The organism is Pseudomonas sp. NFACC05-1 (assembly GCF_900100135.1).
GTDB lineage: Bacteria > Pseudomonadota > Gammaproteobacteria > Pseudomonadales > Pseudomonadaceae > Aquipseudomonas > Aquipseudomonas fluorescens_Q.
The window spans coordinates 188215-201467 of the sequence record NZ_FMTR01000003.1; the positions used below are offsets into that span (position 1 = coordinate 188215).

The window sequence follows — 13253 nt, forward strand, 5'->3', positions numbered from 1 at the left end:
CAATCCAATGTGGGAGCGAGCTTGCTCGCGATAGCGGTGTATCAGTCAACCTTGAGGTGTCTGTCATGCCGCTATCGCGAGCAAGCTCGCTCCCACAGGGTTTGGGGGGTTCCACTAGACTGATCCAGGCACCGCATCACCCCGGTCATGCCCGCAACGGGCCGCTTAGGGATATCGACCATGCAATGGATCTTGACGCTGTTGGGCCTGGCACTCGGCTGGGTGGTGGACGAGTCGTTCGCCGATGCGCTGATAGGCGCTTTGGTGGGGCTTGGCATCGCCCAGGCGTTTCGATTGGGGCGCCTGGGTGTCCAGGCGGCCAAGCAACAGATCTTGTTGCAAGAGGCCCAGCAGAGCTTGCTCACGTTGGAGGGCCGCCTGGCGGTACTCGAACGCGGCAAGGTGGCCGAACCGAGTGATCCGGCCCCTGTGCCCGAGGTTGTCGCGCCCCAGGCCGCGAAGCCCGCGACGCGCACCGAACCGGAGCTCGTCTGGGAACTACCGTCAGACCTCGAACCCGCACCCGCTATGGCCACCCAGGCCAGCCAGCCGTTGCCCGATGACATTTGGAAGCCCGCACCAGAGACGTCCAGTCGACGTGCCGAGCGTGATTTTGCCCCTTTGCCTCTGGAGCCAGTGATTGCGGAGCCGGCGGCCCCGCGTGGTCCGAATCTGTTCGACCGCGCCATCATCGGCGCGCGCAACTGGCTGTTCGGCGGCAACACGGTACTGCGGGTCGGCGTGGTGCTGTTGTTCCTCGGCCTGGCGTTTTTGCTGCGCTATGCCACCGAAGGCATGGTGGTGCCGATCGAGTTGCGTTACGCCGGCGTCGCGGCCAGTGCGTTGGGCCTGTTGGGCCTGGGCTGGTGGTTGCGCCAACGCAACAGTAACTATGCGCTTATGCTCCAGGGGACTGGCATCGCGGTGCTGTACCTGACGGTGTTCGCGGCCATGCGCCTGCATCCGTTGCTCGACTCCAAGGCGGCCCTGGGCTTGCTGGTCGCGGTGACGGTGTTCTCGGCAATCCTGGCGATTACCCAGAACGCCCTGGGCCTGGCCGCGGCTGCGGCGCTGGGCGGGTTTGCCGCGCCGATCCTGACTTCCACCGGCAGCGGCAACCACGTCGCCCTGTTCAGCTATTTCATCCTGCTCAATGCCGGCATCCTCGCGATTGCCTGGTTCAAGGCCTGGCGCCTGCTCAACCTGATCGGCTTTGTCGGCACCTTCGGTATCGGTTTCGCCTGGGGCATGCGTTCCTACACACCGGAGCTGCTTTGGAGTACCGAGCCGTTCCTGATCCTGTTCTTTCTTATCTACCTGGTGATTGGCTTGCTGTTCACCCGGCGCAAGCTGCTGGAAATGAACGACGCCCCCGAAGAGGGCAGCCGCGACGCGTTGTTGCGCTGGTCGGCGCGCAAGGGCGATTACGTCGACGGCACCATGCTGTTCGCCCCGCCGCTGGTGGGCTTCGGCTTGCAGTTCGCGTTGGTGCAGCACCTGGAGTTCGCCGCTGCCTTCAGCGCCCTGGCCCTGGGCATGATCTACATGGGCCTGGCGCGGCTATTGATGGGCGGCCGCGCCTTGTTGCTGGCGGAAACCTGCCTGGCCCTGGGGGTGATTTTTTCCAGCCTGGCGATTCCCTTGGGGCTCGACGCCCGCTGGACCGCCGCTGCGTGGGCCGTGGAGGGTGCGGGGATCTTCTGGCTGGGCCTGCGTCAGCAACGACCTTTCGCACGAGCCTTTGCTTTGTTGCTGCAATTGGGTTCGGCGCTGGCCTTCCTCAGCGAATTGCGATCTGGCGAAAGCAGCCTGCTCGACGGCTCACCGTTGGGGGCGTTGATGCTCGGCGGCGCTTTGTTGTTCACGTTCTACCAACTGCGCAAGGCAGCCCCTGAACACACGGCGGCTTGGGAGCGCCAAGGCCTGCCGGTGCTGGCAGTGCTGGGCTTGAGTTTCCTCTATCTGCTGGCACCGTTGTTCTTCTTCACTCACGGCACGGCCATCGCCTGGGCCTTGGCCGGATTGGCGACGTTGTTTGTCGGCCTGCGCCTGCAATCGCGCAGTTTCCTGTTCACGGCGTTCGCGGTGCAATTGCTCGGCGGAGCCCTGTTCCTGTTGCGCTTGCAAGGTGCCGAGGGCGATTCGGCGGCGGTGTTCAGCGCGGGCTGGAGCGGTTTGCTCAGTGCTTCTCTGATCGGTCTGGCGTTGATCGGCGGCATGTTGCTGGCGGCGCGCGACGATATGGTGCGCAACGATGTCCGGTTGCTGCGCGGCTTGTCAGTGGTACTGCTGGCGGGGCTGGTGCTGATCAACCTCGCGGTGCTGTTCGTCCTGCCCTGGCAAACCGCGAGTGGTGTGTGGGCGGCCAGCGGGTTGTTGATCATCTGGTTGAGCCTGTACCTGAAGCAGCGCGTGAGCTTTGTCTTCGGTCTGCTGCTGCAACTGCTCGGCGGCGCGTCGTTCCTGATGGCAGGGCCAGCACTGTTGGGGCCGCTCAACGCCGAGGGACTGCGACCGCTGGCCCATAGCGGGTTCTGGACGCCGCTGGTCCTGGGGCTGGCAGCGCTGGTGGGCGCATGGCGCCTGCAACGGGCGCACGCGGCGCAGGAGCTGGACGCCTTGAGCTTGCAGCGCCTGTCCGAGCTGTTGCTGATCTGGGGCGCGGGTTGGTGGGCGCTGGCGTGGGTCAGCGAAGTGCTGCGTTTTGCCCCGGAGAACCTGCAAGGCAGCTTGCTATTGTTGGTCGCGGCCATCAGCGTGGCGGTGTGGAGCCTTTTGTCGCTGCGGTTGAAATGGCCGGCGCTGGGGCTGCTGTGCACCTTGCTGATTCCGGCGGCGGGCTGCGTGCTGGTGGCGACGTGGCACAGCCAGTATCATCCGGCCGCGAATTTCGGCTGGCTGGCCTGGCTGGCGGTATTTGCCGTGCACTTCCTCTCGCTCAAGCGCCTGGCGCCGATGCTGCCGGCCCCGGCGCGCAGTACGGCCCATGTGCTCGGTTGCTGGTTGCTGATGGCGGTGTTGATGCTGGAGTTGCGTTACGGTCTGCTATTGCTGTCCGAGCAGTACAACGCTTGGCGCTGGCTGGGCTGGGCGATCCTGCCAGGCCTTTACCTGGTGCTGATGGCCACGCCGCGTACCCTGCCATGGCCGGTTTCGGCACAACCACGGGAATATCGGGTCTACGCGGCGGCACCCATGGCGCTGTTGATGCTCGGTTGGTTCTGGCTGACCAACACCTTCAGCGATGGCAACTCAGAGCCACTGCCTTATGTGCCGTTGCTCAACCCCTTGGAGCTGGGCCTGCTGTTCGCCTTGTTCGGTATCTATGTGTGGGCTCGCAACGCCGTGGAGCAATCGACGAACCGTTGGAATCGCGTCGGGAACATCGCCCAGTTGATCGCCGGTGTGTCGCTGTTCGCGTTCTTCACCGCCCTGGTGATGCGCACGGCCCACCAGTGGATGGGGGTGCCATACGCGCTGGACGCGCTGCTCGAGTCGATGTTCGTGCAGGCCGGGCTGTCCATTGTCTGGACCCTGATCGCCCTGGGGCTGATGATCGGTGGGCATCTGCGCCATCGCCGTGAAGTGTGGCTGATCGGTGCTGCGTTGATCGCCGTGGTCGTGGCCAAGCTGTTCTTTGTCGAATTGAGTAACCGTGGCGGTCTGGCGCGGATTGTTTCGTTTATCGGTGTAGGCGTGTTGCTGCTGGTAGTGGGCTATTTTGCGCCGCTGCCACCCAAGCGCCCGGAGACGGTCGCCCAGGATGAGCCGCCTATGCCTGTCAGTGAGGGAGTGTCGTCTTGAGTCGCAAGTTGAGTCGGATCGGGCTGGGCGTGGTGGGGTTATGGGCGGCATTGTCGGCCATGGCCCAGGAGCAACCGGCGGATTTCGCCCATCAAGTGCCGTTGGCCTTGAGCGGCGAGGGGCCGTGGTATCGCTTGCCGTTGCCGTTGGACGTGCAGTTGCAGGCGCGGCAGACCGACCTGAGCGATCTGCGGGTCTTCAACGCGGCCGGTCAGGCCCAGGCCTACGCCCTGGTACGTGAGTCGGCCCAGAGCCGGGAAAACCGCACCCTCACCGACGTGAAGTGGTTCCCGCTGTACAACGCCGCCGATGACAATGAACGCGCGCCCAGTGTGCGGGTGCAATCGAACGCCAACGGCACCTTGGTGGAAGTCCAACCCTCCAGCAGGCTCGAAGCTGGGGAGGAGGAGCTGCGTGGCTGGTTGTTGGATGCCAGTGCGATCAAGGCGCCGTTGCAGCAGTTGATCCTCGACTGGACCAGTGAGCGCGACGGCTTCCAGCGGTTCACCATCGAAGCCAGTGATGACTTGCAACACTGGCAGTCGTGGGGTGAAGGCCAGGTGGCGCGCTTGACCTTTGCCGATGAGCGAGTTGAGCAGCATGAAGTGAGCTTGCCGGGGCAATCGGCGCGTTACCTGCGATTGTTGTGGGATTCGCCATCCTCCGCGCCGATCCTGACCGCGGCCCAGTTGCAAAGCGCCAGCCGCGAAAGCCTGCCGTTGCCGCTGGCCTGGTCGCAGCCGTTGGCCGGCAGCATTACGAAGGCCGGTGAATACACCTGGCAGTTGCCCATGGGGCTGAACATCGAGCAGGTGCAAGTCGAGCTGAGCCAGGCCAACAGCCTGGCGCCGGTGACCCTGGCCGGTCGCCGTGAAAGCAGCCATCCGTGGCAACCGCTGGGCAGTGGCTTGCTCTATCGCCTGACCCAGAACGGCCAGGATGTGCTGCAAAACCAATTGCAACTGTCCGGCCAGATCGTGCAGCAATTGAAATTGACCGTGGACGAGCGTGGCGGTGGCCTGGGTAGCGAAGCCCCGGCCCTGCGCTTTGCCGTGCGTCCGACGCAGGTGGTGTTCCTGGCGCGCGGCGAAGGGCCTTACCGCCTGGCCCTGGGCAACGCGACAGTGAAAGCGGCCAGCTTGCCCTTGACCACGCTGGTGCCCGATTACAAACCGTCGCGCCTGGCGACGCTGGGTACGGCGACGGTGAACGGCGCGGCCACGTCAACCCCGGTTGCGGCCACGGCAGCCACGCCTGCGACGGTCGGGACCAACTGGAAGAAAATCGGCTTGTGGGCGGTGCTGCTGCTGAGCGTACTGTTCCTCGCGGCGATGGCGTTCAGCTTGCTGCGCAAGCCACCGGTCAAGGGTTGAGGTGAATTCATCGCGAGCAAGCTCGCTCCCACAGTAGGCCGCGTTTGTCGAAACAACTCGGTCAAACTGTGGGAGCTTGCTCGCGATTCGGTCTCCCAGCGACCCAAAATCCACAAGCGAGCCGCCACCCCGTGAACTCAATCCGCCATTCCCCGTCTCATAGGAGGAATTAAGTCCCGACTCGCGCTAAACTGCGCTGGTTTTTCCGTCCCCTATTCTTCGGAGCCGTCCATGTCCCGCGTTACCTTGAGTCGCTATTTGATTGAGCAGACCCGCAGCAACAACACCCCTGCCGATCTGCGCTTTTTGATCGAAGTGGTGGCGCGTGCGTGCAAGGAAATCAGCCACGCCGTCTCCAAAGGCGCGCTGGGTGGTGTCCTGGGCAGCATGGGCACCGAAAACGTGCAGGGCGAAGTGCAGAAGAAGCTCGACGTGCTGTCCAACGAAATCCTGCTCGAAGCCAACGAATGGGGCGGTCACCTGGCCGGCATGGCGTCCGAGGAAATGGACAATGCCTACCAGATCCCGGGCAAATACCCCAAGGGTGCCTACCTGCTGGTGTTCGACCCACTGGACGGTTCGTCGAACATCGACATCAACGCACCGGTTGGCACCATCTTCTCGGTACTGCGTTGCCCGAACGAATACCTGAGCCAGAACGAAGCCTTGAATGAAAAGGCCTTCCTGCAGCCAGGCACCGAACAGGTTGCCGCCGGTTATGCCATCTACGGCCCTCAGACCATGCTGGTGCTGACCCTGGGCGACGGCGTCAAAGGCTTCACCCTGGACCGCGAGATGGGCAGCTTCGTATTGACCCACGAAGACATCACCATTCCTGAAACCACCCAGGAATTCGCCATCAACATGTCCAACCAGCGTCACTGGGAAGCCCCGGTAAAACGCTACGTCGAAGAATTGCTGGCAGGCGAAGAAGGCCCTCTGAAGAAGAACTACAACATGCGTTGGGTCGCCGCGATGGTTGCCGATGTGCACCGTATCCTGACCCGTGGCGGTCTGTTCATGTACCCGCGCGACAGCCGTGAGCCGTCCAAGCCGGGCAAACTGCGCCTGATGTACGAAGCCAACCCGATGTCGTTCCTGGTGGAACAGGCGGGCGGCGCTTCCACCGACGGCCACCAGCGCATCCTTGATATCAAGCCCGACGGCCTGCACCAGCGCGTGGCGGTGTTCCTCGGCTCGAAGGAAGAAGTGGCGCGCGTTACGGCCTACCACAAGGAATAAATCATGGCCGAGCCCTGGCAGCCGTTGCTCGATTGGTGGTTTGGTTCAGCCAAGACACCGGACGAAATATCGGCTGACAGAGGCAAGCTGTGGTTCGGCAAACGCCATGATCGCCAGGCCAACGAGCGCTTCGGCGATCAGGTCGAGCTGGCACTGGCTGGCGAATTGTCCGACTGGGCGCAACGCCCGGAAGGTTGGCTGGCCCTGGTGCTGCTCCTCGACCAACTCCCGCGAATGATCTTTCGCGACACCCCCAAAGCCTTCTCCGGTGACCTGCGTGCCCAAGCGCTGGTAGCCCAGGGCATGGCAGCGGGTTTCGACCGGCAACTCAAACCGATCCAGCGCGTATTCATCTACCTCGTGCTTGAACACTGCGAAAACCTTGCGGTACAGAACGAGGCCGTGTCGCGCTTCATCGACCTGGTTCGAGAGCAACCGGAGGCGCAGCGGGCGGTGTTTGAAGACAACCTGGATTATGCCGAGCGGCACCAGAAGATCATTGCGCGGTTTGGACGGTTTCCCCATCGCAATGCGGTGTTGGGGCGCGAGTCCACGGCTGAGGAAATGGAGTTTTTGAACAGGCCTGGGTCCAGGTTCTGATTCTTTCGGTGTAGCTGACGCCGCTATCGCGAGCAAGCTCGCTCCCACATTTGACCCCGTTCGCAATCATTAATGTGGGAGCGAGCTTGCTCGCGACGGGGCCAGTCCAGGCACTAGATCCGGAAACTACCCACCAACTGCTTCAACCGCGCCGCCTGCTGCTCAAGATCGGCACAGGCGCGCAAGGTGGCTTGCAGGTTTTCCACGCCTTCCTGGTTCAGGGTGTTGATCTCGGTGATGTCGACGTTGATCGACTCCACCACGGCGGTCTGTTCTTCGGTGGCGGTGGCCACGGACTGGTTCATGCCGTCGATTTCACCAATACGCTGGGTCACGCTGCCCAGGCGTTCGCCGGCTTGGTTGGCGATGCCGACGCTGCTTTCGCTCTGGCGCTGGCTGTCGGTCATGGTCAGCACCGCTTCCCGGGCGCCGACTTGCAGTTCTTCGATCATCTTCTGCACTTGCTGCGCCGAATCCTGGGTGCGGTGGGCCAGGTTGCGCACTTCATCGGCGACCACCGCGAAGCCGCGCCCGGCTTCACCGGCACGGGCCGCTTCGATGGCCGCGTTGAGGGCGAGCAGGTTGGTCTGCTGGGAAATGCTGGTGATCACCTCAAGAATCTGGCCGATGTTCACCGTGTTGCTGTTCAAGGTTTCGATGTTGCCGCACGAATCGCTGATCTTGGCCGACAACTGCTGCATGGCCGCGATGGTTTTATCCACCACGTGCTGGCCATCTTCAGCCAGGCTGCGCGCATCGCTGGAATGCTGCGAGGCGAGGGCGGCGTTCTGGGCGATCTCCTGGGCGGCGGCACCGAGCTGGTTGATGGCCGCGGCTACGCTGCTGGTGCGTGAAGCCTGCTGGTCGGAGTTGAACATCGACGAGTTGGACGCGCTGACCACGCGCAGGGCGACTTCGTTGACCTGGCCGGTGGCCGAGGCCACTTCACGGATCGAGGTATGAATGCGTTCGACAAAGCGGTTGAACGACGTCCCCAGCGCGCCGAATTCGTCGTGGCCGTGGATGACCAGGCGCCGAGTCAGGTCGCCTTCGCCTTCGGCGATGTCGTGCATGGCGCGGCCCATGGTCAGCAGCGGTTGCATCAGCACGCGGATCAACATGCCAAGCAGGGCGATGATGAACACCACCGCGATGACCATGGCGATCAGCGCCGAAGTGCGGAACTCACTGAGCATCGCCAGCGCGGTGTCCTTGTCGAGCACCAGCGCCACGTACCAGTCGGCTCCCGGCACGCCGTTGACGTGGGTGAAGGAGATGAATTGGGTCTTGCCGTCGAGGTCGACTTCTTTCACGCCCGGGCTGATTTGAGGCGCGCCGTTAGGGTAGGCCTCGGCCAGGGTCTTGAGCACGCGCTTGCTGTCGGGGTGGATCAGGATCTTGCCGTCGGCACTGACGATGAACGCGTGGCCGTGGCCGCCGAAGTTCAGCGAATTGATGATGGCGCTGACGCTGGACAGGTCGATGTCCGCACCGGCCACGCCGATCATCTGGTTCTGGTGCTGCACCGGGGTGGCGACGGTGATCACCAGCTTGCCCGACGAGGCGGCGATGTAGGGTTCGGTGACGATGGTTTGCTGCGCGCTGTTGGCGGCCTTGTACCAGCCACGGGCGCGCGGGTCGTAATCGGCAGCGCGATTGCCGGCCGGTACCGAGAACATCACGCCGTCGGTGCCACCAAAATAACTGAGCTGGAAATTGCTGGTGTAGGCCGGCAAGCCCACGGCGCGCTTGAGGCTGTCGGCACTGCTGCCGTCCGCGGCAATCTGCTGGGCCAGCGATTGCAGCAACTGGATGCGGCCCTCGACCCACGTCTGGATATTGCGACTGGTCAGGCTGCCGAGTTCCTGCATGGAGGTTTCGGTGCTGGCGTTCAAGCTCTGGCGTTGACGATAGTCGTTGAACAGGATGAAACAGGCGAATGCAACGGCCACCACGAGGGCGGCAGCCAATAGGATTTTATGGCTGAATTTCATGTTTCTGGTCATTAATAACACTACCGCGGAGGGACGGGTCAGGACGGGCTGTCAATTTGCCATAACGCGTTCCTTTGCGCTGTTTCTTTTTATCGGCGTGCCAGAGCGCCCCATCAGCCGATAGCGGTTCAATTCCGACGAAATGCACGACGCTGTCACAAAGTGAGTGTTTCACCGATGAAACACCAGGCCAGACCCAATAAATACCGGGGGTGTCGGGGAACCAGATAGGGGTTTTCTCTTCTAAGCTTCTGGTTGGCACCTGCCACCCCCCTTCCGTTCCAGGAGTTCACCATGTCGCTGCGATCTATCGCCTTGTTGTTTGTGTGTGTCGTATTGACTGCATGCAGCAAGGTCAACCAGGAAAACTATTCGAAGCTGTCGGCTGGCATGCCCAAGTCCGAAGTCGAAACGTTACTGGGGAAACCGACCGATTGCTCGGGCGCGCTCGGCATGTCCAGTTGCACCTGGGGCGACCAGAAAAGCTTTATCAGCGTGCAGTACGCCGGTGACAAAGTGTTGATGTTTTCCGGCCAAGGCCTGAAGTAAACCGGGGATGGTGGCCAGTATGGTTAGTTCGTCAGTTCTACTTCGGCGCCAGAAGTAGAACTGACGAACTAACCATGCTGGCCACAGTGCCCGCGGGAGAAAAATAATGATGCGGTTAGTTTTTGTGCTTTTGGCTGGCCTGATTTTGGCTGGCTGTGCCACTTCTGGCGAAGATCCGCTGGCACCCAAGACGGTCAACAGCGTCAATCTCAAGCGCTACCAAGGCACCTGGTATGAGTTGGCCCGCCTGCCCATGTATTTCCAGCGCAATTGCGCACAATCGGAAGCTCACTACACCCTCAAGCCAGACGGCAACGTGGGCGTGCTCAATCGCTGCCTGACCTCGGACTGGCAGTGGGAAGAAGCCAGGGGCACCGCCACGCCGCAGGTGCCGGGCAAGACCGACAAGCTCTGGGTCGAGTTCGACAACTGGTTTTCGCGGATCGTGCCGGGCGTGGCGAAAGGGCAATACTGGGTGCTGTACGTCAGCGATGACTACAAGACCGCCATCGTCGGCGACCCAAGCCGTCGCTACATGTGGCTGCTGTCCCGTACGCCGACTGTCAATAGCGTCGTGCGCGAGGAACTGCTGAGCAAGGCACGCCAGCAGGGTTATGACACGACCCGACTGATCTGGCGCGCGTCGGATCGGCAGATGGCCAAGACTTCGGACTGACTGCCTGCAAGTATTCAATGTGGGAGCGGGCTTGCTCGCGAATTCGGTGTATCAGCCGACATAATCGTTAGCTGACAAACCGCCTTCGCGAGCAAGCCCGCTCCCACACTTTTTATCTACGTCAGCCTAAGAGCTCGCGCAATACCTGGGTAAACGCGCGGGCGCTTTCTTCTTCGCCGGCATGCCGCCCATCGCGCACCACCCACCGGCCGCCGACCATCACATCGCGTACCTGGCGATCGCCACCGGCAAACAGCCAGCGATTGAGGATTGCGTCGCCCTGGGCCGTGGCCAAATACGGGTCGCTGCCATCGAGAACCAGCCAGTCGGCGCGCTTGCCGATGTCGAGGGTGCCGATCGGTTGCCCCAGGGCCTGGGCGCCGCCTGCCAGCGCCGCATCGAACAAGGTGCGACCGACCATCGGCTGATCCGCCCGGTACAAGCGGTTGCGCCGTTGATCCCGCAGGCGCTGGCCATATTCCAGCCAGCGCAATTCTTCGACCACGCTTAGCGATACATGACTGTCAGAGCCGATTCCCAGGCGCCCGCCCTGGGCGAGGAAATCCACGGCCGGGAAAATTCCGTCCCCCAGGTTGGCTTCGGTGGTCAGGCACAGGCCGGCAATCGCCCGGCTCCTGGCCATGAGGCTGACTTCCTGGGTGTTGGCGTGGGTAGCGTGGACCAGGCACCAGCGCTGGTCGACTTCGGTGTTTTCGTACAGCCATTGCAGCGGACGGGCGCCGCTCCAGCTCAGACAGTCGTCGACTTCCTTCTGCTGCTCGGCAATGTGAATGTGCACCGGGCACTCGCGGTCACTGGCGGCCAGCACATCTTGGATCTGCCCGGGCGTCACGGCACGCAGCGAGTGGAAGCACAGGCCCAGCGCCTGGGACGGCTGCCCGGCCAGGATCGGCTGCAAGCGCGACTGAAGCTTCAAGTAGTTTTCGGTGCTGTTGATGAACCGGCGTTGCCCGTCATTGGGCGCCTGGCCACCAAACCCCGAGTGGCTGTAAAGCACCGGCAGCAGCGTCAGGCCGATGCCAGCAGCGCTGGCGGCGTGGCTGATGCGCAGGGCCAGCTCCGCCGGGTCGGCGTAGGGCGCGCCATCGGTGTCGTGGTGCACATAGTGGAATTCGGCGACTGAGGTGTAGCCGGCCTTGAGCATTTCGATGTACAGCTGGCGGGCAATGATGCCGAGTTGGTCGGGACTGATTTTTCCGACGAGGCGGTACATCAAGTCGCGCCATGTCCAGAAACTGTCGTTGGGATTGCCCGCCACTTCCGCCAGCCCGGCCATGGCCCGTTGGAAGGCATGGGAGTGCAGGTTCGGCATACCCGGCAACAGCGGGCCGCCCAGCCGTTCGGCGCCGTCTGCGTGGGAACCGGCCTGGATATGGGTCAGGACGCCTTCGGCATCGACCTCAAGACGTACATCATGGGCCCATCCACTAGGCAGCAGCGCGCGTTCGGCAAAGAAGGCGGACATGGTTCAACCTCATCGTGCGTAATTTGTATATACATATACAGACGTTTGCCTGGCCGGTAAACTCCGGCAAGCTAGCATTCTTATCCGCAGAACAAGGAACCGCCGTGTCGACTCCGCCTGCCAAACCGCCGCTGGCCGCAAACATGGGTGACAGTCCGGCACCCCTGTACGCCCGCGTCAAACAGATGATCACCCAGCAGATCGACAGTGGAAACTGGCCGCCGCATTACCGCGTGCCGTCGGAAAGCGAACTGGTCAGCCAACTGGGCTTCAGTCGCATGACCATCAACCGTGCGCTGCGGGAAATGACCGCCGACGGCCTGTTGGTGCGCATGCAGGGTGTCGGCACCTTCGTGGCCGAGCCCAAGAGCCAGTCCGCGTTGTTCGAAGTGCATAACATCGCCGACGAAATCGCCTCCCGCGGTCATCGCCACACGTGCAAGGTCATCACCCTGGAAGAAGAGGCGGCCGGTTCCGAGCGGGCACTGGCCCTGGATATGCGCGAAGGCCAGAAAGTGTTCCATTCGCTGATCGTGCATTTCGAGAACGACATCCCCGTGCAAATCGAGGACCGTTTCGTCAACGCGCTGGTGGCGCCTGACTACCTCAAGCAGGACTTCACCGTGCAAACGCCCTACGCCTATCTGAACCAGGTCGCGCCGCTGACCGAGGGCGAGCATGTGGTCGAGGCGATCCTGGCCGAGCCAAGTGAATGCAAGCTGTTGCAGATCGAAAGGGGCGAGCCGTGTCTATTGATCCGCCGCCGTACCTGGTCCGGGCGCCAGCCGGTGACCGCTGCGCGCCTGATCCATCCGGGTTCCCGTCACAGTCTGGAAGGGCGCTTTCATAAATGAGCCATTTGAAGGTTTTACGCGCGGCAGACTACCCACGCATGCCGTGGAAAAACGGTGGCGGCAGCACCGAAGAAATCACTCGCGATGCCGGCACCGGCCTGGAAGGTTTCGGCTGGCGGCTGTCGATTGCCGACATCGGTGAGTCGGGCGGTTTCTCCACCTTCGCCGGTTACGAGCGGGTCATCAGTGTCTTGCAGGGGAGCGGCATGACGCTGAACGTCGATGGCCAGGCCACGCGACCTCTGCATCCGCTGGACCCTTTTGCATTCAGCGGCGAGAGCCATGTGTTTTGTACGCTGCTGGGCGGACCGATTCGTGACTTCAACCTGATCTACGCGCCGCAACGTTACCGGGCGCGGTTGCAGTGGTTGGGCGGCCAGCAGCGGTTTTTCAGTGACGCGGAAACGGTGCTGGTGTTCAGTGCCGCCCCGGGGCTGGCTATCAAGATTGGTGAGTCCGCTGTGGACTTGGGTCTCTACGACTGTTTGCAACTGAGCGGTAACACCGGGTTGGTGGATGTCTCCACTCACGGTCAATGCTGCGTGATTGAGCTGACGGCCCATTGATTTCCGGCTAACACACTCTTGTGGCGAGGGAGCTTGCTCCCGCTGGGGCGCGAAGCGGCCCTAAAACCCGGCGACGCGGTGGATCAGGTTGATTGAGTGAGCTTGAGAG

General features: G+C 62.4%; 10 protein-coding genes. 8 read left to right on the plus strand and 2 right to left on the minus strand.

Annotated features, from left to right (window positions below; all coding sequences use genetic code 11):
* Nucleotides 1-180: 180 nt before the first annotated feature.
* The 4 genes from BLO97_RS07210 to BLO97_RS07225 all read left to right on the plus strand — a co-directional run bounded on the left by BLO97_RS07210 (nt 181) and on the right by BLO97_RS07225 (nt 7019).
* Nucleotides 181-3804 carry a DUF2339 domain-containing protein gene (locus BLO97_RS07210; RefSeq protein ID WP_092345434.1) on the plus strand — a complete coding sequence of 1208 codons (3624 nt, stop codon included), beginning with the start codon at nt 181-183 and terminating at the stop codon, nt 3802-3804.
* The gene (locus BLO97_RS07215) at nt 3801-5177 is read left to right on the plus strand and encodes a DUF3999 domain-containing protein (RefSeq protein ID WP_092345436.1); all 1377 of its coding nucleotides are present in this window, start codon (nt 3801-3803) and stop codon (nt 5175-5177) included. The genes BLO97_RS07210 and BLO97_RS07215 overlap by 4 nt, the downstream gene beginning before the upstream one ends.
* Nucleotides 5178-5408: 231 nt before the next feature.
* Entirely contained in the window at nt 5409-6419 is a 1011-nt protein-coding gene (locus BLO97_RS07220) for a class 1 fructose-bisphosphatase (RefSeq protein WP_014336119.1), read from the plus strand.
* 3 nt (nt 6420-6422) lie between these two features.
* On the plus strand, nt 6423-7019 hold the full coding sequence (locus tag BLO97_RS07225) for a DUF924 family protein (RefSeq protein ID WP_092146454.1): 597 nt from the start codon (nt 6423-6425) through the stop codon (nt 7017-7019).
* A gap of 113 nt (nt 7020-7132) precedes the next feature.
* Here the strand turns inward: BLO97_RS07225 and BLO97_RS07230 are convergent, their stop codons facing one another.
* Nucleotides 7133-9025, minus strand: a complete 1893-nt coding sequence (locus BLO97_RS07230; RefSeq protein WP_218189609.1) for a methyl-accepting chemotaxis protein — start codon at nt 9023-9025, stop codon at nt 7133-7135.
* Between the two features lie 282 nt (nt 9026-9307).
* Here BLO97_RS07230 and BLO97_RS07235 point away from each other — a divergent pair, with 282 nt between their 5' ends.
* Nucleotides 9308-9562 carry a hypothetical protein gene (locus tag BLO97_RS07235; protein ID WP_003196877.1) on the plus strand — a complete coding sequence of 85 codons (255 nt, stop codon included), beginning with the start codon at nt 9308-9310 and terminating at the stop codon, nt 9560-9562.
* Between the two features lie 106 nt (nt 9563-9668).
* Nucleotides 9669-10238 (plus strand): lipocalin family protein, encoded by a 570-nt coding sequence (locus BLO97_RS07240; RefSeq protein WP_072345109.1) that lies wholly within the window; start codon nt 9669-9671, stop codon nt 10236-10238.
* A 121-nt stretch (nt 10239-10359) separates the two neighbouring features.
* Here the strand turns inward: BLO97_RS07240 and BLO97_RS07245 are convergent, their stop codons facing one another.
* Nucleotides 10360-11724 carry a formimidoylglutamate deiminase gene (locus BLO97_RS07245; protein WP_092345440.1) on the minus strand — a complete coding sequence of 455 codons (1365 nt, stop codon included), beginning with the start codon at nt 11722-11724 and terminating at the stop codon, nt 10360-10362.
* 143 nt (nt 11725-11867) lie between these two features.
* Between BLO97_RS07245 and hutC the strand changes: the two genes are divergently transcribed.
* On the plus strand, nt 11868-12578 hold the full coding sequence (hutC, locus tag BLO97_RS07250; protein WP_170845945.1) for a histidine utilization repressor: 711 nt from the start codon (nt 11868-11870) through the stop codon (nt 12576-12578).
* Nucleotides 12575-13144, plus strand: coding sequence for a HutD/Ves family protein (locus BLO97_RS07255; protein WP_092345442.1), 570 nt, complete (start codon nt 12575-12577; stop codon nt 13142-13144). The genes hutC and BLO97_RS07255 overlap by 4 nt, the downstream gene beginning before the upstream one ends.
* Nucleotides 13145-13253: the final 109 nt, after the last annotated feature.

Bases quoted from the DNA above. Each gene is read 5' to 3' on its own strand.
- BLO97_RS07240 (WP_072345109.1), top strand. From the start codon at position 9,669: ATGATGCGGTTAGTTTTTGTGCTTTTGGCTGGCCTGATTTTGGCTGGC.
- BLO97_RS07220 (WP_014336119.1), top strand. From the start codon at position 5,409: ATGTCCCGCGTTACCTTGAGTCGCTATTTGATTGAGCAGACCCGCAGC.
- BLO97_RS07230 (WP_218189609.1), bottom strand. From the start codon at position 9,025: ATGACCAGAAACATGAAATTCAGCCATAAAATCCTATTGGCTGCCGCC.
- BLO97_RS07225 (WP_092146454.1), top strand. From the start codon at position 6,423: ATGGCCGAGCCCTGGCAGCCGTTGCTCGATTGGTGGTTTGGTTCAGCC.
- BLO97_RS07255 (WP_092345442.1), top strand. From the start codon at position 12,575: ATGAGCCATTTGAAGGTTTTACGCGCGGCAGACTACCCACGCATGCCG.
- BLO97_RS07235 (WP_003196877.1), top strand. From the start codon at position 9,308: ATGTCGCTGCGATCTATCGCCTTGTTGTTTGTGTGTGTCGTATTGACT.
- hutC (WP_170845945.1), top strand. From the start codon at position 11,868: ATGGGTGACAGTCCGGCACCCCTGTACGCCCGCGTCAAACAGATGATC.
- BLO97_RS07210 (WP_092345434.1), top strand. From the start codon at position 181: ATGCAATGGATCTTGACGCTGTTGGGCCTGGCACTCGGCTGGGTGGTG.
- BLO97_RS07245 (WP_092345440.1), bottom strand. From the start codon at position 11,724: ATGTCCGCCTTCTTTGCCGAACGCGCGCTGCTGCCTAGTGGATGGGCC.